The sequence below is a fragment of the Motiliproteus sp. MSK22-1 genome (assembly GCF_001968815.1).
Taxonomy (GTDB): Bacteria; Pseudomonadota; Gammaproteobacteria; order Pseudomonadales; family Balneatricaceae; genus Motiliproteus.
On record NZ_MIEQ01000027.1, the window covers coordinates 170,168 to 191,146 of the forward strand.

At 46.6% G+C, this 20,979-nt stretch carries 20 protein-coding genes; 6 read left to right on the forward strand and 14 right to left on the reverse strand.

Annotation, left to right across the window (positions count from 1 at the left end; all coding sequences use genetic code 11):
* The first annotated feature begins 80 nt into the window (after positions 1–80).
* Positions 81–1,256 carry a VWA domain-containing protein gene (locus tag BGP75_RS06945; RefSeq protein ID WP_076716991.1) on the forward strand — a complete coding sequence of 392 codons (1,176 nt, stop codon included), beginning with the start codon at positions 81–83 and terminating at the stop codon, positions 1,254–1,256.
* Positions 1,257–1,261: 5 nt separating this feature from the next.
* On the opposite strand, the gene BGP75_RS06950 is transcribed toward BGP75_RS06945, so the two are convergent.
* Complete coding sequence (locus tag BGP75_RS06950; RefSeq protein WP_076716994.1) at positions 1,262–1,462, reverse strand: acetyltransferase; 201 nt, start codon at positions 1,460–1,462, stop codon at positions 1,262–1,264.
* Between the two features lie 19 nt (positions 1,463–1,481).
* Positions 1,482–1,889, reverse strand: a complete 408-nt coding sequence (locus BGP75_RS06955) for a DUF1801 domain-containing protein (RefSeq protein WP_076716996.1) — start codon at positions 1,887–1,889, stop codon at positions 1,482–1,484.
* Between the two features lie 128 nt (positions 1,890–2,017).
* Between BGP75_RS06955 and BGP75_RS06960 the strand changes: the two genes are divergently transcribed.
* Complete coding sequence (locus BGP75_RS06960; protein WP_233152866.1) at positions 2,018–3,238, forward strand: multidrug effflux MFS transporter; 1,221 nt, start codon at positions 2,018–2,020, stop codon at positions 3,236–3,238.
* Positions 3,239–3,337: 99 nt separating this feature from the next.
* On the opposite strand, the gene BGP75_RS06965 is transcribed toward BGP75_RS06960, so the two are convergent.
* The 5 genes from BGP75_RS06965 to BGP75_RS06985 all read right to left on the reverse strand — a co-directional run bounded on the left by BGP75_RS06965 (position 3,338) and on the right by BGP75_RS06985 (position 8,212).
* Positions 3,338–4,261, reverse strand: coding sequence for a branched-chain amino acid ABC transporter permease (locus tag BGP75_RS06965; RefSeq protein WP_076717000.1), 924 nt, complete (start codon positions 4,259–4,261; stop codon positions 3,338–3,340).
* Positions 4,262–4,365: 104 nt separating this feature from the next.
* Positions 4,366–5,253: a branched-chain amino acid ABC transporter permease gene (locus BGP75_RS06970; RefSeq protein WP_076717002.1), complete on the reverse strand. Its 888-nt coding sequence runs from the start codon at positions 5,251–5,253 to the stop codon at positions 4,366–4,368.
* Positions 5,254–5,368: 115 nt separating this feature from the next.
* On the reverse strand, positions 5,369–6,592 hold the full coding sequence (locus BGP75_RS06975; protein WP_076717004.1) for an ABC transporter substrate-binding protein: 1,224 nt from the start codon (positions 6,590–6,592) through the stop codon (positions 5,369–5,371).
* 79 nt (positions 6,593–6,671) lie between these two features.
* Positions 6,672–7,400, reverse strand: coding sequence for an ABC transporter ATP-binding protein (locus tag BGP75_RS06980; RefSeq protein ID WP_233152867.1), 729 nt, complete (start codon positions 7,398–7,400; stop codon positions 6,672–6,674).
* Positions 7,397–8,212, reverse strand: a complete 816-nt coding sequence (locus tag BGP75_RS06985) for an ABC transporter ATP-binding protein (RefSeq protein ID WP_076717006.1) — start codon at positions 8,210–8,212, stop codon at positions 7,397–7,399. Before BGP75_RS06985 ends, BGP75_RS06980 begins: the two co-directional genes overlap by 4 nt.
* Before the next feature lie 369 nt (positions 8,213–8,581).
* On the opposite strand from BGP75_RS06985, the gene BGP75_RS06990 reads away from it, so the two are divergent.
* Together BGP75_RS06990 and BGP75_RS06995 are read left to right on the forward strand one after the other, a co-directional pair.
* Complete coding sequence (locus BGP75_RS06990) at positions 8,582–11,365, forward strand: cache domain-containing protein (RefSeq protein WP_076717008.1); 2,784 nt, start codon at positions 8,582–8,584, stop codon at positions 11,363–11,365.
* Between the two features lie 156 nt (positions 11,366–11,521).
* The gene (locus tag BGP75_RS06995; RefSeq protein WP_076717010.1) at positions 11,522–12,244 is read left to right on the forward strand and encodes a response regulator transcription factor; all 723 of its coding nucleotides are present in this window, start codon (positions 11,522–11,524) and stop codon (positions 12,242–12,244) included.
* 142 nt (positions 12,245–12,386) lie between these two features.
* Here the strand turns inward: BGP75_RS06995 and BGP75_RS07000 are convergent, their stop codons facing one another.
* The 5 genes from BGP75_RS07000 to msrB form a co-directional block, all read right to left on the reverse strand.
* Positions 12,387–12,749 carry a DUF2470 domain-containing protein gene (locus BGP75_RS07000; protein WP_076717012.1) on the reverse strand — a complete coding sequence of 121 codons (363 nt, stop codon included), beginning with the start codon at positions 12,747–12,749 and terminating at the stop codon, positions 12,387–12,389.
* Positions 12,750–12,857: 108 nt separating this feature from the next.
* Complete coding sequence (locus BGP75_RS07005) at positions 12,858–13,331, reverse strand: GNAT family N-acetyltransferase (RefSeq protein ID WP_076717014.1); 474 nt, start codon at positions 13,329–13,331, stop codon at positions 12,858–12,860.
* A gap of 97 nt (positions 13,332–13,428) precedes the next feature.
* Positions 13,429–15,099 carry a bifunctional diguanylate cyclase/phosphodiesterase gene (locus tag BGP75_RS07010; RefSeq protein ID WP_076717017.1) on the reverse strand — a complete coding sequence of 557 codons (1,671 nt, stop codon included), beginning with the start codon at positions 15,097–15,099 and terminating at the stop codon, positions 13,429–13,431.
* Positions 15,100–15,247: 148 nt separating this feature from the next.
* Complete coding sequence (locus BGP75_RS07015) at positions 15,248–16,120, reverse strand: formylglycine-generating enzyme family protein (RefSeq protein WP_076717019.1); 873 nt, start codon at positions 16,118–16,120, stop codon at positions 15,248–15,250.
* A 166-nt stretch (positions 16,121–16,286) separates the two neighbouring features.
* Positions 16,287–17,333, reverse strand: a complete 1,047-nt coding sequence (gene msrB, locus BGP75_RS07020; RefSeq protein ID WP_369832109.1) for a peptide-methionine (R)-S-oxide reductase MsrB — start codon at positions 17,331–17,333, stop codon at positions 16,287–16,289.
* A 405-nt stretch (positions 17,334–17,738) separates the two neighbouring features.
* Here msrB and BGP75_RS07025 point away from each other — a divergent pair, with 405 nt between their 5' ends.
* Both BGP75_RS07025 and BGP75_RS07030 read left to right on the forward strand, forming a co-directional pair.
* Positions 17,739–18,602 carry a LysR family transcriptional regulator gene (locus BGP75_RS07025; protein ID WP_076717023.1) on the forward strand — a complete coding sequence of 288 codons (864 nt, stop codon included), beginning with the start codon at positions 17,739–17,741 and terminating at the stop codon, positions 18,600–18,602.
* 5 nt (positions 18,603–18,607) lie between these two features.
* Positions 18,608–19,243 carry a glutathione S-transferase family protein gene (locus BGP75_RS07030; RefSeq protein ID WP_076717026.1) on the forward strand — a complete coding sequence of 212 codons (636 nt, stop codon included), beginning with the start codon at positions 18,608–18,610 and terminating at the stop codon, positions 19,241–19,243.
* A 157-nt stretch (positions 19,244–19,400) separates the two neighbouring features.
* Here BGP75_RS07030 and BGP75_RS07035 read toward each other — a convergent pair whose 3' ends face one another.
* Together BGP75_RS07035 and BGP75_RS27005 are read right to left on the reverse strand one after the other, a co-directional pair.
* A complete protein-coding gene (locus BGP75_RS07035) occupies positions 19,401–20,630 on the reverse strand; it encodes an FIST signal transduction protein (protein ID WP_198939290.1) in 1,230 nt (409 codons plus the stop codon).
* Positions 20,631–20,681: 51 nt separating this feature from the next.
* Positions 20,682–20,831: a hypothetical protein gene (locus BGP75_RS27005; RefSeq protein ID WP_158070069.1), complete on the reverse strand. Its 150-nt coding sequence runs from the start codon at positions 20,829–20,831 to the stop codon at positions 20,682–20,684.
* Between the last annotated feature and the right edge of the window lie 148 nt (positions 20,832–20,979).

Genomic DNA, 20,979 nt, shown 5'->3' on the forward strand with positions numbered 1-20,979 from the left:
AAGAAGTCGAATCGATACTTTCGGTTTGACACATTGTTATGTTTCTGTCCTTGAATAAATAGCATGAGGTCAATCCGACTATGCTTATCGACTTTTTTACTAATCTGCGTAAAGCCCAGGTACCTGTTACGATTAAGGAATTGTTGGTACTGCTGGAGGCTTTGGAGAAGCATCTGGCTTTCGCCAGCCTGGATGACTTCTACCTGTTGTCGCGGGCCTGTTTGGTGAAAGATGAGAAATATTTTGATCGCTTTGATCGCGCATTTGGAAGTTATTTTCATGGCCTGCAGCAAGTAGAAGGTTTTATCGAGGCGTTAATTCCTGATGACTGGTTGCGTAAGGAATTTGAGCGACTATTGAGCGATGAAGAGAAAGCAAAGATCGAGTCCTTAGGTGACCTGGATAAACTGCTGGAAACGTTAAAGGAGCGCTTTAAAGATCAGGAAGGTCGCCATGCGGGTGGAAGCAAATGGATAGGTACAGGAGGTACTTCACCCTTTGGTCATGGGGGATATAATCCCGAAGGCGTGCGAATAGGGGGTGAAAGCGGCCATAAACGGGCAGTAAAAGTCTGGGAAAAGCGACAGTTCAAAGACCTGGATGACAGTGTTGAGCTGGGAACCCGTAATATCAAGGTGGCTCTGCGAAAACTGCGCAAGTTTGCCCGCACTGGTGCTGCGCAAGAGTTGGATCTGGACGATACTATTAGCTCTACTGCCCGAAATGCTGGCTACCTGGATTTGAAGATGATCCCAGAGCGTCATAATGCGGTCAAGGTGCTGTTGTTCTTTGATGTCGGTGGCTCTATGGATCCTTATATCAAAGAATGCGAACAATTGTTTTCAGCGGCTCGTTCTGAATTTAAGCATCTGGAGTACTTCTATTTCCATAACTGTGTTTATGAGAAAGTGTGGCGTAATAATCAGCGTCGCTTTAATGACACCATTCCAACTCTTGACCTGATACATACCTACGGACGTGATTACCGGGTCATTTTTGTGGGTGATGCCGCGATGTCCCCTTATGAGTTATTGCATTCTCAGGGGAGCGTTGAGCACTGGAATGATGAACCGGGACAGCTATGGTTACAGCGTATTATTGATACCTGGGAAAAGGTTATATGGCTGAATCCCAGTCACAAACGGTCCTGGGAATATACCCACAGTATTCAATTGATCCGACAGCAGCTGGAAGGACATATGTATCCATTAACTCTGGAAGGGATGGAGCAAGGGATTCGGCAGCTATCTCGTTAAACTGCTTAGGCTCCTGATGGAACAGCCTGTTTTTTCAGGATCGCCTCAATATCGACCATGCGAATGGAACTAATTGCAGCTTCCCAGGCCCCTTCTCGGCAAAGACCGCTGATTGCAGCATTTTCGTAGCCCTCTAAAGCGGCTTCAATACAGGCATCCCTGACAGTTTCGGCAATGTATTGCAGGTTTGATTCTTGCTCTGACATGTATTGTCCTCTGTTTTGGCTATTTGTTCAGATGATAGGTTAATGCCATTGCCAGGCAATATTCCAATTCTTTTTTGGGAATGGGATCTCCTGCTTTGAATATAAGGGCTCGATTGCCTTCAAAAGTAAAATCACCCGGGAACAGCGTTCGAAAGGAATCAACCAGAGTGGTTTTGCAGTTGAAATAGATCCCATAAACCTCAGGACGCGATGGCTTCCATGCCAGTCTTATGGTGCTGCCACTTCTCGATTGGCTGGTTAGATAGGAAGGTTCTCCCCACTTTAGAGTTTCTTCTAATTGCCCAACACCTGTAGTTGACGAAGCGGTCTCGAAAATGAGTTTTCGAAGAGTTAAAAGCGCTTCCTTCACGGGTGGTGGATAGCTATTGAATACAGAGGCGACCTCTGGATTAATCTGCAATTCCATTCATCGAATCCTTATTTCAGTTGCTTGTTTCTATCCTGATCGGCAGACTTGCCCGATAGTTTGCGAATTTTTCATAATTTACAACAAATTAGTCTGGACTCAGGTAAAGCATGGACGGTAGCAGCACAATGACTAAGGGATCTACGCTCAGCCTGGCTGAGTTTGTTTCATTGTTTGCACTGATGATCTCTCTGACGGCCTTGAGCATAGATGCGATTTTGCCTGCCTATGCTGCTATTGGCCAGTCCCTGGCACTATCAAACTTGAATGACACCCATCTTATTATCACCATGCTAATTGTTGGCATGGCTGCCGGTGAGCTTTTCTTCGGCCCTCTTTCTGACAGTATCGGGCGTAAGAAAGCGATTTTGATTGGTATAACCATTTATTGTCTGGGCACTTCAACTGCAATGGCAGCTGATTCGTTGCACCAGTTGCTGATCGGGCGGGTGATTCAGGGGATTGGCTTGTCAGGGCCTAAAATAGCCTCCAGAGCATTGATAAGGGATCAATACTCCGGAGACGCAATGGCTCGAATCATGTCGTTTATCATGATGATATTTATTCTTGTTCCCATGCTGGCGCCGGCCTTCGGGCAATTGATTCTATTAGTGATGGATTGGAGGGGGATATTCTACGTATTTTTGCTACATGGGATTATCGTCGCTATCTGGTTCAGCTGGAGGCAGCCTGAAACCTTGCCTGTCAGTAAACGCCGGCCCTTTTCTGTCCCCTATTTGTATCGGTCATCTGTTTCAGTCCTGAAGCACAAGCAGGTTATGGCTTACACTCTGATAGCCGGTCTTATTTTTGGAATGCAATTGGCTTATTACAATACTTCTCAGGCTATTTTTCAGGATCTTTATCAAACAGGGACTTTATTCCCTCTCTATTTTGCTGTGTTGGCAATGGGGATAGGCATTGCTTCTTTGACTAACGGCAAGCTTGTTATGCGTTATGGTATGTTTTTTCTGACCAGAAGTGCGCTGATCGGGCTTATTATTAGCAGTACTCTCTTGCTGGTTGTTACGCAACTATATAACGGCATCCCACCCTTTTTGTGTTTTATGGGTCTTTGTTTTCTGATGCTGTTCTGTGTTGGAATTATCTTTGGAAATATCAATGCGATGGCCATGCAGTCCTTGGGGCATATTGCCGGATTAGGGGCTTCCTTGATTGCTTCCGTTTCAAGTCTTGTAGCAGCCCTTGTTTCTGTTATTGCAGGGCGATTTTATAACGATACTTTGATACCACTGGCGGTTGGTTTTGGTGCCTGTTCGTTCGCAGCTCTGATGTTAGCTTTGTATGCTGAAAGGAAAAATCAGGATGGGAGTACTGATCAAACATAGATTTTCCTGCTAGTCATCTCAGGAAAAAGCCCCGGCGAACCGGGGAAGGCACCCTTCTGGAAGGGAGGTGCAATGTTTGAAGCAGGGGAGGAGAGACTACTAGAAATTCTTCTTCACCAACCTTTGTAGTTCACCTACCAGGCCGTTTCTGAAGGCCAGCACGCAAAGGATGAATACGACGCCCATGACTACATGGATATAATTTGCCAAAGGACCAGAGGCAAGGAAGTTCTGTAGGCCGACAATCGTGACTGCGCCTAAAACCGGTCCCCAGATGGTCCCCATACCCCCCAGAAGGGTCATTAACACAACCTCTCCTGACATAAACCAGTGAACATCATTAAGGGAAGCCAGTTGGAAGACCAATGCCTTGGTTGAGCCTGCCAGTCCCGCCAATGCGGCGGAAAGAACAAAGGCCAGCAATTTGTATTGATTAACTTTATAGCCCAGTGAGATAGCTCTGGGCTCATTTTCTCGAATGGCTTTCAGTACCTGGCCGAATGGGGAGTGAACGGTCCGATAGATCAATAAAAAACCAATAACAAAGATAGCCAGAACAAAATAGTACATGACCATATTGTCAGTCAGATCAATTAAGCCAAACAGGGCTCCTCGTGGCACTCCCTGTAAACCATCTTCTCCGCCGGTAAATGGTGCTTGAAGGTAGAAGAAAAACATCAGCTGGGCTAATGCCAGAGTTACCATGGCAAAGTAAATCCCTTCTCGTTTAACGGCCAGTTTTCCGTAAACCAATCCGACAAGGGCAGAAACGATGACTCCTGCAACAATGCCTATTTCTGGAGTAATGCTGTAAGTCAGCATAAGGTAGCCGGTAACATAGGCTCCTGTTCCCAGGAATATGGCATGGCCGAATGAGAGTAGACCTGCAAATCCCAGCAGCAGATTAAAGGCACAGGCGAATAGTGCGAAACAGAGCACCTTCATCAGGAATACCGGATAGAGGGCGAATGGTGCAAGCAAGGCCAAGCCAAAGATAGCAAGGTTGAGTTTTTTATTTTTCATATTATGACCTCGTAGACAGCGCTCTGGGGCGCGATCCAGTCGTATTTCTGTTGAAAGCTCTTTCTTAAAGTACTTATCTGAATTATTTTTTAAATAAACAGTGTTTAAGCTTCTTTACCGAACATGCCCGAAGGTTTGACCAGCAGTACCAGCACCATTACCAGGAATATTACGGTGTTAGAGGCTTCTGGATAAAAGTACTTGGTTAGCCCTTCAATAATTCCCATGGCTAGTCCGGTTAGAATCGCACCGCCAATAGAGCCCATACCACCTATAACCACTATGGCGAACACAACGATTAGAATATTGGACCCCATTTCAGGGGAGACTGAGTAAACAGGTGCCGCCAGCACTCCTGCAAGTCCAGCGAGTCCAACACCAAAACCGTAAGTCAGAGTAACGATGAGTGGTACGTTAATACCGAATGCCTGCATCAATTGGGGGTTTTCTGTACCTGCGCGCAGATAGGCTCCGAGTTTGGTTTTTTCAATCATGAACCAGGTTGCAGCGCAGACAGTTAATGAAAATATGATAATCCAGGCTCGGTAATTGGGCAGATACATGAACGGCAGTTTTGTACCACCTTTTAACTCTTCCGGAATGGCATAGGGCAGGCCTGATGAGCCGAACCAGTCGGTGAAAAGACCTTGTAATATAAGTGCGACTCCAAAGGTGAGCAGCAGGCTGTAGAGGTGATCTTCGTTGGCAATGGGGCGGATAAGAAACCGTTCCAGTAATATGCCGAATGCACCGACTGTAAGAGGAACCAGAAATAAAGCCCACCAGTAGTTTATTTGCAGGTACTCCAGCGCCATCCAGGCGGTGAAGGCTCCAAGCATGTAAAGAGCACCCTGGGAAAAGTTGATGATCTTGAGAAGGCCGAAAATAATTGCCAGACCAAGCGCCAGCAGTGCGTAGAAGGAGCCGTTGATCAGGCCGACCAAAAGCTGTCCGAAAAGGCCGAAAAGATTGATTCCAAGAAATGTTGCCATAACAGCACCTAAAGCGTATCCGTGGAGCACACAAAACGGCTCCCTTTATAATTGTTATTCATCTTGAGTTGGGGGCGACTGGTGCCACCCCCCGGGTTTAGCAGACTCTAAGCATTTACTTCTGGCTTAGAGCAAAAGCACAGCCGCCTTTATCCAGCGGAAGGAAGGCATCGTCACCTTTAATGACTTTTTCGATGGTAAATACATCGTTAGATCCTTTACGCTCGTCCGCAGTATTGATACGAACTTGCAGCATATCGTGGACCATACGACCATCTTTGCGGAGGTAGCCGTTTCGTGAGAAGAAATCTTCTACCGGAGTTTCCTTCATTTTAGCCATCACTGCTTTTGATTCATCAGTTCCAGCGGCTTCAACGGCTTTTAGATAATGCATCGTCGCCGAATATGCACCTGCATGAGGCATGGCTGGAATCTTGCCATTGTTAAGCTTCATGAATCGCTTAGACCAAGCACGGGTCTGATCATCCATATTCCAGTAGAAGCCCGTGGTTAGCTTCATACCACCTGCGACCTCTGGGTCCAGTGCCAGTGCGTTGGGGGTAAATACAAGCAGACCTGCTACATCGGTCATTTCAGTCAAGCCGAATTCTGCTGCAGTTTTAAGTGAATTGACCATATCGGAACCGGCATTTGCCAATGCGATTACGTCTGCACCAGAAGATTGAGCCTGTAGAATGTAGGAGGAAAAATCAGATGTTCCCAGCGGTGCGCGAACACCTCCGACAACTTCCCCTCCGTTTTCCTTGATAACACCGGTTGCAACTTTTTCAAGTGCATGGCCGAAAGCGTAGTCAGCGGTAATAAAGAACCATTTTTTCTTGCCGGACTGAACCGTAGGCTTGACCGTACCATTTGCCAGAGATACAACATCGTAGGTCCAGTGAGCATTAAATGGAGAGCAGGCCTTGGTGGTAAATGCATGGCTTGCAGACGCTGCAATCAGGGCTATTTTTTCATTTGCTGTCAGAACTTTGGTGACCGCTCCGGTTACTGCGGATGAAACCATGCCTGTAACCACATCCACCTGATCTTTCTCGACCCACTCACGAACTTTTACAGATCCGATATCGGGCTTGTTCTGATCGTCGGCGCTAACAACCTCAATAGGCTTGCCCAGTACAGTACCGCCAAAATCATCAACAGCCATCTTCACAGCTTCAACACAGCCCTGACCACAGATATCGGCATACACACCGCCCATATCAGCTAACACACCGATCTTAACCTTGTCGTCTGACAGGGATGCCTGTGCGGTAGCTGAAACGGCCATAGCAGCTGCCAGTGCTGAAGTGATCAGCGATTTACGCATCAAATTCATTGTATTCTCCAGTTTTTGTTTTTGTAGTACGGTTTTTTTTTTGTAATTTCATTAATTCAGGGGCTGATCGGTCGTGCTTCTATACACCCAGATAAGTGTTCAGCAGTTCGGTTTTGGCTGCCAGTTCATGGGCATGAACCTCTTCGGCAATATGGCCGTGCTCCATGACATAGTGGCGATCAGCAATCGGAGCGGCAAAGCGGAAATTCTGTTCCACCAACAGGATGGTCAGACCCCGATGTTTCAGTTTGGTCAGGACTTCCGCCAGTTTTTGAACGATGACCGGTGCCAGGCCTTCAGTAATTTCGTCGAGTAACAAAATGTTGGCACCGGTGCGCAGAATACGGGCCATTGCAAGCATCTGCTGTTCACCGCCGGATAATCGTGTGCCCTGACTTTTTCGGCGTTCGGCCAGGTTGGGAAACATTTCGTATATTTCTTCTACTGACATTCCGTCAGATCGAACATTAGGCGGTAGCATCAGATTCTCTTCGACGTTAAGACTTGAGAATATGCCCCGTTCCTCCGGGCAAAATCCGATGCCGAGATGGGCGATGCGGTGCGAGGACATATCGATGGTTTCGTGACCGTTAATGTTGATTGATCCGGTACGCTTTCCAACCATATTCATGATGGCACGCAATGTTGTGGAACGGCCTGAACCGTTTCTTCCCAACAGGGTGACCAGCTCGCCCTGTTTTATTGAAAGATCGATACCATGAAGAATGTGTGATTCACCGTAAAAAGCGTGAAGATCACTGATGCGAATTTTCTCTCGAGTGGATTGGGTGTTCATAATGGAGTTCATACGGCAGCCCCTGTGACGTTGTTATTATTCTCAGGTTGTGATTCGTCATTGACTGGCTGGTCTGCTTCTACACCCATGTAGGCTTCACGCACTCTGGGATCAGCTGAAACAGTCTGGTAGTCGCCTTCGGTAAGAATGGCTCCACGCTGCAGCACGGTGATGGTATCGGAGAGATCTGCTACTACATTCAGGTTGTGCTCGACCATCAGGATTGTTCGGTTCTTACCCACTTCCTTTATCAGCTCTGACACAACGCTGACATCTTCATGGCCCATGCCCTGAGTGGGTTCGTCCAGAAGTAACAGTTCAGGATCCAAAGCGAGAGTGGTGGCTATTTCCAGAGAACGCTTTCGACCGTAGGGCAGATCTACAGCTCTGGCTGAAGCAAAATCCCTGAGGCCTACCGAGTCCAGCAGCTCCAGAGCGCGGTCATTGAGTTCATCGAGTTTTTTCTCGGAGCGCCAAAAAAAGAAACTGTCATTTCGTTTGCGCTGTAACGCAATTCTGACATTTTCTACGACAGTGAGATGAGGGAACACCGCTGATATCTGAAAAGATCGTACAACACCGAGGCGGGCGATTGAGGCGGAATCTTCTTTGGTAATATCTTTTCCGTTGAACAGCAACTGACCTTTTGTCGGTGTCAGAAACTTAGTCAACAGATTGAACACTGTGGTTTTACCAGCGCCATTCGGGCCAATCAATGCGTGGATTGTGCCGCGTTTGATCTTGAGATTAACATCGTCTACCGCAGTGAATCCCTTGAATTCTTTGATCAGGTTACGGCTCTCAAGAATATAGTCTTGGCTCATTATCGCTTCCCTTACTGCAAAATACGTTATTGTTATTTACGTTAACGTAAAGTGCAGTGTTGTTATTTTTGTTCGGTCAGTGGAGGACAATTTAAAGACAAAGTGTTGCTACAATTTCTCTGAATTATTACGAAATGTAACTTTTAGCGAGTTTTGCCTGAATTTGTGGGCGACTTTAGTCTAAAAGGCCTGAGGTTACAGTTTACGTAAGGTACTATGTGGCTGGTGGGACGAGAGTGATGATAAGGGAGGGAGTTCCTGAGTGATGGTTTTGATCCGCAGGTAACAAACAGTCTGCTGGATGCCGGTTGAAAGCTGTGCTGGATGCTGGTTGAAAGCTGTTAAGAGTAGGTAGAACAATAAGCCCTGATGTTTCGTTCTAAGTTAGCACAACGTTTCTTCTCAGTGATCGTTTTGATTGTCACTCTGTTTTCTATGGCTGTGTATTTTTACTCGGTTCCACTGATTAAAGACACCGTCTACGATATCGAACGAAACGCCAGCCATATAGCCCTCAATAACGTTTTTGAGTTGGCTAACAAGATGTACCTCAATCTGGAAACCTACCGTCAACAGGCGCTGGAGAATCAAAAGCGTCAACTAAAAACCGTTGTATCTTTAGCAGAGGCATATACCCAGGATGCGTTTGATCAGGTGGAACTTGGTTTTATGAGCCGAGAGGAAGCCCGAGAGCGCGTGTTTGAGGGACTTCGCAACTTTACCTACGGCAATAACGACTATATTTGGGTATCCAGTTACGATGCGGTGCTGCTATCTCATCCTGACCCCCGTTTTCATGGTGCTGATGCCTCATCTTTAAGGAGTAATGAAGGGCAGGTCATTATTCCGAAAATTATTGAGCTGGCGCAGGCCGATGGAGAGGGGTTTTATCAATATAAATGGCGTCGTCTGGGTGAACCGGAGGAGATTGATAAGATTTCCTATGTAAAGAATTTTCCCAAATGGGGGATAGTGATAGGTTCCGGGCTTTATCTGGATGATATTGAAGATGAGGTGCATCAGCGCACCCTGTCTGCAATTGCAGAATTAAGAAGCGCCTTGTCCCAGATAAAAATAGCAAAAACAGGCTATCTCTATATTTTTGATTCCAGCTATAACATGCTAATTCATCCGAACCCCAATCTGGACGGTATTAACTTTAAAGATCAGCGAAACCCTGTGACGCAGAACTCTATTGCAGGAGAATTGATGGAGGTTGCTGATACCGGGCGGGAGCACCTGTATAAGTGGGATAAGCCTTCTGATCCTGGTAACTATATTTATGACAAAATATCTCTGGTCCGGCATTTAGATGGTTTTGACTGGTACATAGGTTCGTCCGTGTATGTGGACGAACTTCGCCGTAGTTCCGAGCTGCTCAGTGAACGGATCATGACTATTGCACTGGTTGCTCTTGCCATTGCGACAGTATTGGCATTTTTCTTTGTTTCCCGGGTAGCATCGCCAATAAACCGCCTGGCGGCGACTGCGGCCCGTGTCAGCAATGGAGACTTGACGGCGCAAAGCGGTATCCAACGTGATGATGAACTGGGGGTGCTGGCCCGCACTTTTGATGACATGGTGCAGCGTCTCAGTGGCAATATTCAAACCCTGGATTTAAAGGTGAAGGCCCGTACACAAGAGCTGGCGACAACAGAAGAGCGTCAACGGCTTATTTTGGATGCACTTCCCGCACAAATCGCTTATGTCGGTAAAGACCTGCGCTATCGTTTTGTTAATCAGGGTTATGCGGATATGTTTGGCATGACTAAAGAGGAGGTTGTCGGCAAGACGGTTAGTGAGGTCATGGGAGAGGAGATGCTGAATGATATCTGGAAGACCGTTCAGCGTACTCTTAATGGTAAAAAGACGGTCTATGAATACCACTTCGAACGAGGCGGGGAAGACGTTATTACCAAGCGCATACTAATCCCCCATAAATCGGCTGAAGGTTTTGTTACGGGTATGCTGAATCTGTCACTGGATATTACCAGTGAAAAAGAGGCTGAGCGAAAGCTGGCCGAAGCGCAGCGAATGAATGCTGTGGGTCAGCTTGCCGGGGGATTGGCTCATGACTTCAATAACTTACTGACCATTATACTGGGTAATCTCAACATCGTCCGAGATCAGTATCAATCGGTTGAAGGGATAGAGAGATATCTTTCTCCAGCGATTAGAGCCAGTCGCCGCGGTGCTGATATTACCAGTCGTTTGCTGGCATTCTCCCGACGCCAGCCCTTGACACCAACCGCTGTCGATGTTGAAGCCTTGATCAGCGATTGTATCGCATTGTTGCAAGGTTCGTTGCCCAGTAATATTCAGGTCCATTATCAGGGTAACGGGGGTGGTCATCGGGCGTTTGCTGATCCCAGTCAGCTTGAAAATGCGTTGGTGAATTTAGCGCTAAACTCCAAAGATGCGATGCCAAAGGGAGGAGATCTGCGTTTCGAAGTTCATGCCCGTACTATCAGGGGGCCAGTGGTATACGACGAAGCGGTAAAACCCGGAGACTATATCGAAATTTTGGTAAAAGACAGCGGAGAAGGTTTTTCTGCTGAAAGTTTAACTCGCGCTTTTGAACCATTTTTTACCACCAAATCCGGCGGTGCCGGTTCGGGTTTAGGGTTGAGTATGATTTATGGTTTTGTCAAACAATCCAGTGGCTATATCCGTCTGGACAGTCAACCGGGGCAAGGGGCCAGTGTATCGTTACTGTTGCCAACCGTACCTGAGGAAATGTTAGCTCAACAGCAGCCCGACCCTCAGCAAGTCTGTGGTCATGATTTTACCGGTAAACTGATGCTGTTGGTGGAAGATGATGATGATGTACGGGCTGTCATCCGTAATCAGCTGACTGAGATGGGCTTTGGTGTTATCGAAGCCAGCGATGGTGATGAAGCGTTAGCACTCATTGAAAGTCTGGACGGTTTGTATGGGATGGTTTCGGATGTGATGATGCCAGGGGCAGTGGACGGATTTGATTTGGCCAGGAGCTTGAACCAGGTGCGACCGGAGTGCAAGATCGTCTTAATCAGTGGCTATTCGTTCGAGAACGACCCCAGAGGAGAAGGGGTAGCATCATTTACTATGCTGCATAAGCCATTCGAGAAGGAGGCTCTTCGTAACGCTATAAATCTGGCAAAGGTATCCTGACAAGTTTTTTGATCGATGCTAAAGATACCAACAAACAAGTCAATTGGGTTATAGAAAACAGGATGCAGTTATGCTCTGGGATTCTGAACCTGATAATAAATTTAGAAAATATCTCATCGGCAATTTATTGCTTTGAGAAGAAGGACTAAAGCCGCAGTGACCACAAAGAAACTTATTTATGTCATTGAAGATGAGCAGGATATCGCCTCTCTGGTTTGCGATGAGCTGCAGAACTTTGGTTTTGAAACCAAAGCGTTTACCACTGGTGGTCAAGCCTCGAAGGAGATTGGTCGCAAATTACCGGATCTGTGTATTGTGGATCTGGGGTTACCGGATATGGATGGCATGGGGTTGGTTCGCGAGCTTTGTGAGCAACACCGTATAGGCGTTGTTATTCTCACCGGACGCGGGAGTTTGCCTGACCGGGTGTTTGGGCTGGAGGTTGGGGCGGATGATTACATCATCAAACCTTTTGATCCCAGAGAATTAGTTGCCCGGGTAAAGAGTGTCTGTCGTCGATTGGAGTCGATCAGTCAGGACGGTGATAAATCCTTTTGTACCAGAGCAAAATTTGATGATTGGACATTTAGCCCTTCAACCTTGACCTTGACGGCGGGTGACGGACATCAGGAAGAGCTGAGCTCTGCGGAATCTGAATTGCTGTGTGTGTTGCTGAAGTCTTCCAAGCAGGTGCTATCACGAGATCAGCTAATGGGACGCCTGATGGGGCGAGAGTCGATGCCCTTTGATCGTAGCATCGACGTTCGCATGTCCAGAATCCGCAAAAAACTGGAAGTTGACCCCAAGAATCCTAAAATAATCAAAACTGTCTATGGCGCAGGGTATATGTTTGTCGCCGATGTTGAATGGTTTGATTAGCCCGAAACGGGTCCGACTGTTCTGGCAGTACAAACCCAAGCCTAAGCCAAACCTAGCAGAGATCAGACAACTGTAAACCTGGCATAGAAGACAGCATCTTTTGATCAGTTTGAAGCCAGCGATAGAATATCTTAGCTGCTGGTCAATGCTTCATCCATTCTGGCAGCATATTGTAAACCGTTCGTCCCAATGGCTCATTGTCGGTATGGCCTAAGATCGCATGGGCTTTTTGGGCCAATTGATCGAAATGTAGCAATGCATCCTTAACATCTTTGATGGGTTCACTAAATCGTATGCTTAATCGCTTCGGCGTGGAGTACAAAAATTCCAGTTCAAGTTCCATGCTATCTTCATGAAGTCCCACCAAGCTAGCGGATTTAGCACCACTTTGTTTACCATAAACCTGTGCGTAGAGTAACAGGTCGTTGGCCCGCTCTGAATTCATTGCCTGTAATATTTGCTCGGTTTCCTGCGCGGAAAGACCGTGGTCTATTTCTGTATTCATCGTGTCACCCTCGATACAAATTCAGCGGTACATCGATAAGCATAGATAAATATTTTTGATTTTGCTGCTCGGGTGTATGGTCGTGGCAATTGTTCTGGCTATAACGTTTTATTCAGTCGTTGGAGGCCGCTGCAAGATCATATCTACATGAGGAATGCCATCTTCGAGATAGCTTGGGCCTTCGGGTGAAAAACCATGTGACTGGTAAAACAACAGTAGATGCTCCTGCGCACCGATTTTAATGTCATACTCAGGCCAGCTGAGATTTGATAACCTTATGGCCATCTGTAGCATTTCCCCCGCCAGGCCTTGCCCTCGATGGCTGTCAGCCACAACTACACGGCCAATACTGGGCTGCGGATAACTCTGTCCTGGAGCCAGTATTCGGCAATAGGATATAAGCTTTCCCTGCTGAATACCTAGTAAATGAATGGTCTCTGAATCCTTATCCTTGTTATCCAGTTCGGGATAGGCGCACTGCTGCTGTACGACAAACACATCAACCCGTAATTTGAGCAGATCATACAATTGCTCAATGTCGAGTTCATCAAAATGTTTCTTTATCCAGCTAATATCAGTCATTTGGTTGTTTCTAATGCTTATGTCCTATGTCTGTGCGGCTGATATCAAAAACGGCCAGTTATTTTTCAGATAGTTGCTAAAACATGCCTTTCGTAGGCTATAGAGCTGAAGATGAATTGCTTTCCAGTAGTGGTATGGTTGTCCACTCTGAAGCGGCAATCCAGGCATTGAATTCTGATACTGGCAGCGGTTTAGCTATATAAAATCCCTGAGCGATATCGCAACCGATATCGTGCAGTGCGTTCAGTATTTCCAGAGATTCCACACCTTCGGCGGTAACCTGAAAACCAAGATTATGAGCCAGGTTAATGGTGGCATTAACAATAACAGCATCATTATCGCTGGTGAGAATGTCAGATACAAAAGAACGGTCAATTTTGAGTTCGATTAACGGTAACTTCTTTAAATAGGAAAGTGAAGAGTATCCCGTCCCGTAATCATCAATGGAGAATTGAAACCCCATTTGGTGTATGCGATGAACGATGTCCAGCGCCATTTCCGGATCAGTCATAATTGAGCTTTCGGTGATTTCCAGAATAATCCAGGCGGGCTCAACTTCCGTGCTGCTGCGTATACCGGCTATCAGGTCCGGTAACTCTGGATTATGCAGATCTTTCACCGACAGATTGACAGAGACTTTCAGATCCAGTCCTTGTTGATGCCAGATGGCACACTGCTCGAAGCTTCGTTTTAGCACCCAGGAACTCAACGTCTGTATCGTTCTTGTACGCTCGACCAGAGGGATAAAATCATCGGGTGGAATAAGCCCGTGTGTTGGATGATTCCAACGAACCAAAGCTTCAACTCCATAAATCTTGCCGTTATCAATACTAACCTTGGGCTGGTAATAGAGTTCCAGTTCGTTTCGGTCAATGGCTTGGCCGAGTTCGCTCATAAGGGTCAATTGTCGCGGACTGTGAGCATCAAAGGAGGAGTCGTAGATGGCAAGGCCGTTGCTGGATTCCTGTGCCATGTATAATGCAACACCTGCTCTTTGTACCAGAGTGTCCACATCCTCTCCATGGTCGGGAAAGTTCACCACACCGATATTAACATGGGCCGACAGTTTTACTTTATCTACGAAAAAGACCGGTTCCAAAGCGCTATGGATGTTTTTGGCAATTGCCAGCACTTCATGATAACTGTGTGCTTCGGATAACAGCAGGCTGAATACATTGCTGTCGATTTTGGCGATAGAAGCAGGGGCGGGAAATGCTCCTTTAAGGCGAGCAGCAATTTGTTTAAGCAAGCTGTCGCTGCTGTTGCGTCCAAGAGTGTCGTTGACTTCCTTATAATTACCGACCTCAATCAGCAATATGGATAAACTGCCATTGATAACGTTGGCGGCTAGCGCCGCTTGCTCCACCCGGTCATAAAACAACGCCTTGTTAGGAAGGTCCGTGACCAGATCATGAGTTGCTGTATGGTGAGCCTTTTTTTCGAAATCATCGGCTCTTTCTCGTAACTCCTGTGTTTGATCAAATACCAGAGCACTTGCTTCGTAGGCAATGATTGTACTGGAGTATTGTCCCCAAATTCCAAATACAAACGGTATGGTATCCAGTATCCACAGGGCGTAATTGGTGGATTGCACTTTGATAATGCCATCGATACTGATAACCCCAAAATGATAATAACAGGCCAGTAGCGTCGCAATAATAATGGCTGATACAGCAATGGTTATGCCCTGATAAGCCGTTTTGGAAACCCTGGATTTCAGCGCCCTGGCATTATTGCTTAGAAAATCATTAGTATTTGAGTTGATCATCAGTTTCAATCCTTGATTGAACTATTTCCGTGATGCTGATCGGTTGATGGGGGCTCCGCATGGTAACCGCTGGGTCGCTGGAATCAGTATGCTCAGAGCAGCCGTTGAGTGTTGCTAATTTAGCATTGCTTAGGATCTTTGATCCAACTTATTTTTTCTCTTGTTCAATGGTTTTCGCACAACGAAAGCCGATCAGGATATGGCGGGACTGTGCTGCTCTGCCATGTCTGAAGCCACAACGACAGGTACCTGGAGCATCATCCCAGGAGCAACTTTTGAGGGTTTTATGACTGGAATCTTGGATTTTTATACCTTTTTCCTGCTGATTTTTTTCATCTTTGAAGGTCGATTCAGTCCATTCGAATACATTACCCAGCATATCCATTGCACCGTTGCTGGATACACCTTCGGGGTGACTATATACAGAAGCTGTACCCTCGGCCTGATGATGTGAGTTCAAGGCTGACCACTGACTCCCCCACGGAAATTGATGTCCTTGAGTTCCTCTGCATGCCGCTTCCCATTCGTTTTCCCGGGGTAATCTCATTCCTTTCCACTTACAGTAGGATTGCGCATCGCTCCAGCTGACGAGAACCACTGGATGGTTTCCCCGTTTCGCTGGTGGTTGCTTATTTCGCCAAAGATAATGATTCACCGCAGAATAGTCATGAACCAAAAAACCCTGTTGATGATAGTCCTGCGCGGAGATATAGGGCGCCCGGTGCCCCGTGGCTTTGACGAATAGTGCATATTGTTTTTGGGTGACGGGGTAATGATCCAGCCAAAAACTGCTTATCTTCTGACTTTCCTGAGGGTGTTCCCAGAGATCATACCAACGTTGCTGGCGAACGAGTTCAGGAGAATTTTGGTAAGCCCAGTCTCGCTCTTTGCTATTACTGCCGAGCAGGTATTCTCCTTCTGTGATTAAAACCTGTGGAGCGCGGGTGGTCGTGATGTTCTCAGTCGCTAGAATAATTATCCCGGATAGAAGCGACAGGGTGGCGAAGAAATTTATGGGCACAGCCCCTCCGTAAGAACCGCTTTGTAGTTATTCTGGACATGGCTAAATAATAGCTCAAGAGACTTATTTGCGGATTCTAGAGAAAACGATTGGCTGCCTGTGAACTACCTTGGCTTTTCGCTGGCCAAGGTAGTTGAATGCTGTAAATTGTCAGTCTCTTCGCAGACTATTTATCGCTGCTGTCGAAAAGAGAAGCAAATTCACCGTAGCCTTCTTTTTTAAGCTGATCCGCTGGTACAAAGCGCAACGCTGCGGAGTTAATGCAGTAACGTAAACCTGTTGGCTCCGGCCCATCCTTGAAAACATGCCCAAGGTGAGAGTCTCCAAATTTGCTCCGTACTTCTGTACGGGGAAAAATCAGCTTGAAATCTGTAGTAGTGACGATGTGTTCACTGACTAAAGGTTGGGTAAAGCTGGGCCACCCCGTCTTGGAATCATACTTGTGGACAGAGGAGAACAGGGGTTCACCGGTGACAATATCCACGTATATTCCCTGATCTTTGTTATCCCAGTACTTATTATTATAAGAACGTTCCGTTCCGTCTTCCTGGGTGACTTCATACTGTAGTGGCGTAAGTGTCTGCTTCAATACTTCATCGGAAGGCTTGATGTAGGTTTTTGCCATCGGTATTTCTTCCTTTTGGCTGACTTCCATAGGACCCTTAGGACTATAGTGCAGCTCATCCCCCCAGGTTTTTTGCAGATATTGATCTCGGCCTGAGTTATATCTGTAGTATTTGTACCTTAGCGGGTTTCGCTTGTAGTAGTCCTGATGGTAATCCTCCGCTGGCCAGAATTTGGTCGCTTTCTGAATGCCGGTAGCCAATGGTTTGTCATACCGTCCGGAGGCTTGTTGCTGGTCCCGGGATTTTTCTGCTGCTAACTTCTCAGCAGAGTTTCGGTAAAAAATATGCGGACTATACTGGTAACCCCGATCAACAAACTGACCGCCGCTGTCCGTTGGATTTACATGTCGCCAGTAGGTTTCAAGCAGATCGTTATAACTGACTTTTTTCGGATCGTAGTGGACCTCTACGGCTTCAACATGCCCACTTTTTCCGGAAGAAACCTCCTTGTAGGTCGGATTCTCAGTCTGACCGCCGGTATACCCGGACACGACCTCATTGACGCCGGGCAGCTTTTCAAAATCTGATTCAGTGCACCAAAAGCAACCTCCGGCAAAGGTGGCGATTTTTGTTTTTGCCGACATCATTTCTGAAGGTGAAGACTTCATGGTGTCTTCCGCCACTGACTCTATAGATATCTGGCTGAGTCCGGTAATTGCCAGTAACCCTAATACTAAACCGGGCACTCGTTTTTTCATGGTGCTTTCCTCTTAGAAACAAACTGCCATCGTGCTGACCAGTGGTCCTCAGGCAATCAGGGAACCGTTGTTCTCGATTATTGATACAGAATCACATGTAGATACTTATTGTTACGCTGGTAACTTTCATTTGGATTCATTCCCAGACAAAAAATAACAAGATTTCGATAGTTCAAAGCGGTGTAATTATATATGGGTAAAAAATTGCCAGAGCTAAAATATATGGATAACCTACTGTATATAGATATTAGCTATGAGATAGAGTGATGGAGATGGTGCAATGGGGATAATACGATGGACTTAAGAGCACTTCGATACTTTGAGGCTGTGTTTGAAAAATGCAGTATTAGCGGAGCTGCCCGACATTGTTATGTATCTCAGCCGTCAGTTTCTGCGGCTATTCATCAATTGGAGGATACGCTGGGCACTCAGCTATTTGTTCGTAATACCCGAGGCGTAACGGCTACAGAGGCTGGGGAGCGTCTTTATCCGCTTTCCAAAAAGCTGACAGGGGAGGCTAAGGCAATTGTAAACTTGTTCACTGATAAGCCCAGACCCGAACCTTTCAGGCTTGGACTTATGCGCTCTTTGGGAGTTGAGCGAATGAGCTTTCTTTTAAAAGATCTCACCACCAGTCTGGAACACCTGGAGCTCACATTAGTTAATCCTGAAGAAAATTGTGATGCTCGGATCATTAATTCCGCAGATTTGATTGCAGGCGAAGTATTTCAACCTCTCTGGCAAGATTGCTTCTATCTGGCACTCCCTCTTGGACATGAGCTGAGTCTGAAGGAGCAGGTTTCTATTGCGGATCTGGATGGACTTCCGTTTATAAACCGCTCGCCTTGTGCCGCTCTGGAGTTATTAAAGCAAGCTCTGCATGTTGCGGGGGTCGGGTTTACCAGTCGTGCAAATATTCGTACTGTGGAATATGCAATAGGAATGGTCAGCGCCGGGGTTGGAGCTGCTCTGGTACCTGACTGGGAGAGTACCCTGGTGCGAAAAGATATTGTACTTCGTCAATTCAGCGATATAGTTCTGGAACAGCAAATCGGATTGGCCTATCCCGAGCAGCAGAATCCTTCCTCCGTGTTGTCGCTGATGGAAGAGCTTTGTCGGCAGCGATGGGGTGTTCATCGACTTCAACGTCAGGAGTAACTCACATGATTGATCTTTATACCTGGGGTACTCCAAATGGACGTAAAGTCTCGATCATGCTGGAGGCCTGTGGTTTTCCGTATAGGGTTAAGAGTGTCAATATTTTTAATAACGAGCAGTTTCAAGCCGACTTTCTTCGTATCAGCCCGAATAATCGGATTCCAGCTATTGTTGACCATGAGGGGCCTGATGGGGAGTCGATTGGTTTGTTCGAAAGCGGTGCGATTTTAATCTACCTGGCTCAAAAGAGTGGTCGTTATCTTCCCCAGGATCCTCGTCAATATTTCTCGGTTATGCAGTGGTTAATGTGGCAGATGGGGGGATTTGGGCCAATGCTCGGACAAGCGCATCATTTTCGCCGTTTTGCAAAGGAAGAAAACCCCTACGGAATAGAGCGCTATTCCAGCGAAGCCCGGCGTTTATGGGGAGTGCTGGATCAACAATTGACTAACCGGGAGTTTGTTTGTGATTCCCTTAGTATCGCAGACTTCTCGATCTATCCCTGGGTGATGCGCCATGAGTGGCAGGGAATAGCACTTGAGGATTTTCCATCGGTTAAATCCTGGGCGCAACGGTTAGGAGTAATGGACGCCGTTGTTAAGGGCATGGCTGTGCCTGAGTTCGTAGAAAAAAGCTTTTAGGCACTTGAAATAGAGCATCGAGAGAAAATCCATTTATCTGCAAGAACATCGTGGCAACGGTTAAGGCAATGAAAGACATACTATCAAGAAATCGTAGATCGCTATGATTACTCCCAGCTCTCGAATGAGAAAAGCTGAATATAATTGATCAGGGTTTTTATTGACTAATGGTTTCTGCTGCCAACACCATTACGGTGGCGGTCTGGTTATAGTGGCCGATCGAGCCTCCCATCGTGGCTCCTTGTTCTCCGAAGGTGTTAAAGCCAATTAAAGGAACTTTTTCACCACAGACCTCTCGCAGCAGTATCAAGTCATTCACACCCAGGTGACATTTCAGTAAGTGGCGAAGGATGCAGTTAAAAACTATAACGGCAGCGATTTTTTTCGGATTACCCGCATCTTCGATAGCTTTTATTAGGGTTTCCCGAAAAAGTCGTTTGGCGGTGTCTTGGTCCGTTTTCATCGATCGTAAAAAAGCCCCCTGTGGAATCTCGGCATAGAAGCTTACGCTGCCATCTTCATTGACAGCCTGTGCACTTTTAATCGTATATTCACCAAACACATCGGACGATTTAATGCCAAAGGGGTGCTGCACAAACAACTCTGGTGTCAGTTCGTCACTTTCCATGAGATTCTGCAGAATTTCCACCGCAGGCTTTCCATTCAAGGTATATACAACACGCCCCTGGGACTTAGTGACTACCGCGCCTTTTGTTGAGGGTAGATATGGGTGGCCCATGGACGTTCCCATTTTTAATCCGCTGCTAAAGCTGGCAACAACGGCTGAATCTTGATAAACGCCGTTGCATATTTGATAAGAGTACTGGCTGGAGAAATCATTCGCGGTGGAACCACCAACAATTTGGGATACAGACCCTGTCTCTAGAATCAGTTGCCTAAGAAATGCTTCTTCTTGCCTGGAAGTGCCGTCAGGTAGCACCATATTTATGCAGGGTTTGATACGAGATATATCTGAAGCGTCTTTGCCATCCATAGCATTGAACACCAATGACATCACCATAGGATTGGGCTCCAGATTAGCGTATGCACTGCCAATGGCTCTGCTGGCAGCCTGCTTGGGAGAGGCGTGAAGGTTGGTTCCTATTCCCACGCCAACACTAAAATAGGCGCTTTGCAGGGTCATTATTGCAATGCTATCGGTGACGGGTGAATCCATCAAACTGGAAAACTCACCGGCGGAACTACCGCCAATGATGGGTACATCCTCGCCTACCACTCTTCGAATTTGATGATAGACCTGATTGAGGTTCAGACTAAAACTAGCAAAACAGATAATCAGGTCAGGCTTGGAAGTCGTCTTCATTGCTTGCTCTATTGCCTGCTGTACATCTGTTGAATGCCCCAACCCTACCTTGATGATGCTCACCGTTTTACCCCGCGCCAGATAAGATCTGTATAGGTATTAGTTTTGGTGATGCTAACCTGATGCGGAAAAACGAAACAATAAGAGTTGTAGTAATCCAATGCCAAAGTAGGACAAATCAGTACTAAGAGAGTAGCTGTACTGGTCAACCGTTTGGGTTAATGGATTGCTGGCACACTGCGACAGATCTGGGTGTCGTGCCATAACAGGGAGATCCAGGCTGTTATTAATGGTGTAGTAAATAAGGGACCTCATGATGGCTAACGTACAGTATGTGCACAATTATAAAGAAAACTGCGTCACTGTAAGCTCATTGGGACTAAACTCATTGGGGTTAAACTCATTGGAGAGT

Coding starts and splice junctions, on each gene's coding strand:
- BGP75_RS06990 (WP_076717008.1), top strand. CDS start 8,582: ATGTTTCGTTCTAAGTTAGCACAACGTTTCTTCTCAGTGATCGTTTTG.
- BGP75_RS27005 (WP_158070069.1), bottom strand. CDS start 20,831: ATGGCACGACACCCAGATCTGTCGCAGTGTGCCAGCAATCCATTAACC.
- BGP75_RS07025 (WP_076717023.1), top strand. CDS start 17,739: ATGGACTTAAGAGCACTTCGATACTTTGAGGCTGTGTTTGAAAAATGC.
- msrB (WP_369832109.1), bottom strand. CDS start 17,333: ATGATGTCGGCAAAAACAAAAATCGCCACCTTTGCCGGAGGTTGCTTT.
- BGP75_RS07000 (WP_076717012.1), bottom strand. CDS start 12,749: ATGAATACAGAAATAGACCACGGTCTTTCCGCGCAGGAAACCGAGCAA.
- BGP75_RS06985 (WP_076717006.1), bottom strand. CDS start 8,212: ATGAGCCAAGACTATATTCTTGAGAGCCGTAACCTGATCAAAGAATTC.
- BGP75_RS06960 (WP_233152866.1), top strand. CDS start 2,018: ATGACTAAGGGATCTACGCTCAGCCTGGCTGAGTTTGTTTCATTGTTT.
- BGP75_RS06950 (WP_076716994.1), bottom strand. CDS start 1,462: ATGTCAGAGCAAGAATCAAACCTGCAATACATTGCCGAAACTGTCAGG.
- BGP75_RS06955 (WP_076716996.1), bottom strand. CDS start 1,889: ATGGAATTGCAGATTAATCCAGAGGTCGCCTCTGTATTCAATAGCTAT.
- BGP75_RS06965 (WP_076717000.1), bottom strand. CDS start 4,261: ATGAAAAATAAAAAACTCAACCTTGCTATCTTTGGCTTGGCCTTGCTT.
- BGP75_RS06970 (WP_076717002.1), bottom strand. CDS start 5,253: ATGGCAACATTTCTTGGAATCAATCTTTTCGGCCTTTTCGGACAGCTT.
- BGP75_RS06945 (WP_076716991.1), top strand. CDS start 81: ATGCTTATCGACTTTTTTACTAATCTGCGTAAAGCCCAGGTACCTGTT.
- BGP75_RS07030 (WP_076717026.1), top strand. CDS start 18,608: ATGATTGATCTTTATACCTGGGGTACTCCAAATGGACGTAAAGTCTCG.
- BGP75_RS07005 (WP_076717014.1), bottom strand. CDS start 13,331: ATGACTGATATTAGCTGGATAAAGAAACATTTTGATGAACTCGACATT.
- BGP75_RS06975 (WP_076717004.1), bottom strand. CDS start 6,592: ATGAATTTGATGCGTAAATCGCTGATCACTTCAGCACTGGCAGCTGCT.
- BGP75_RS06980 (WP_233152867.1), bottom strand. CDS start 7,400: ATGAACTCCATTATGAACACCCAATCCACTCGAGAGAAAATTCGCATC.
- BGP75_RS07010 (WP_076717017.1), bottom strand. CDS start 15,099: ATGATCAACTCAAATACTAATGATTTTCTAAGCAATAATGCCAGGGCG.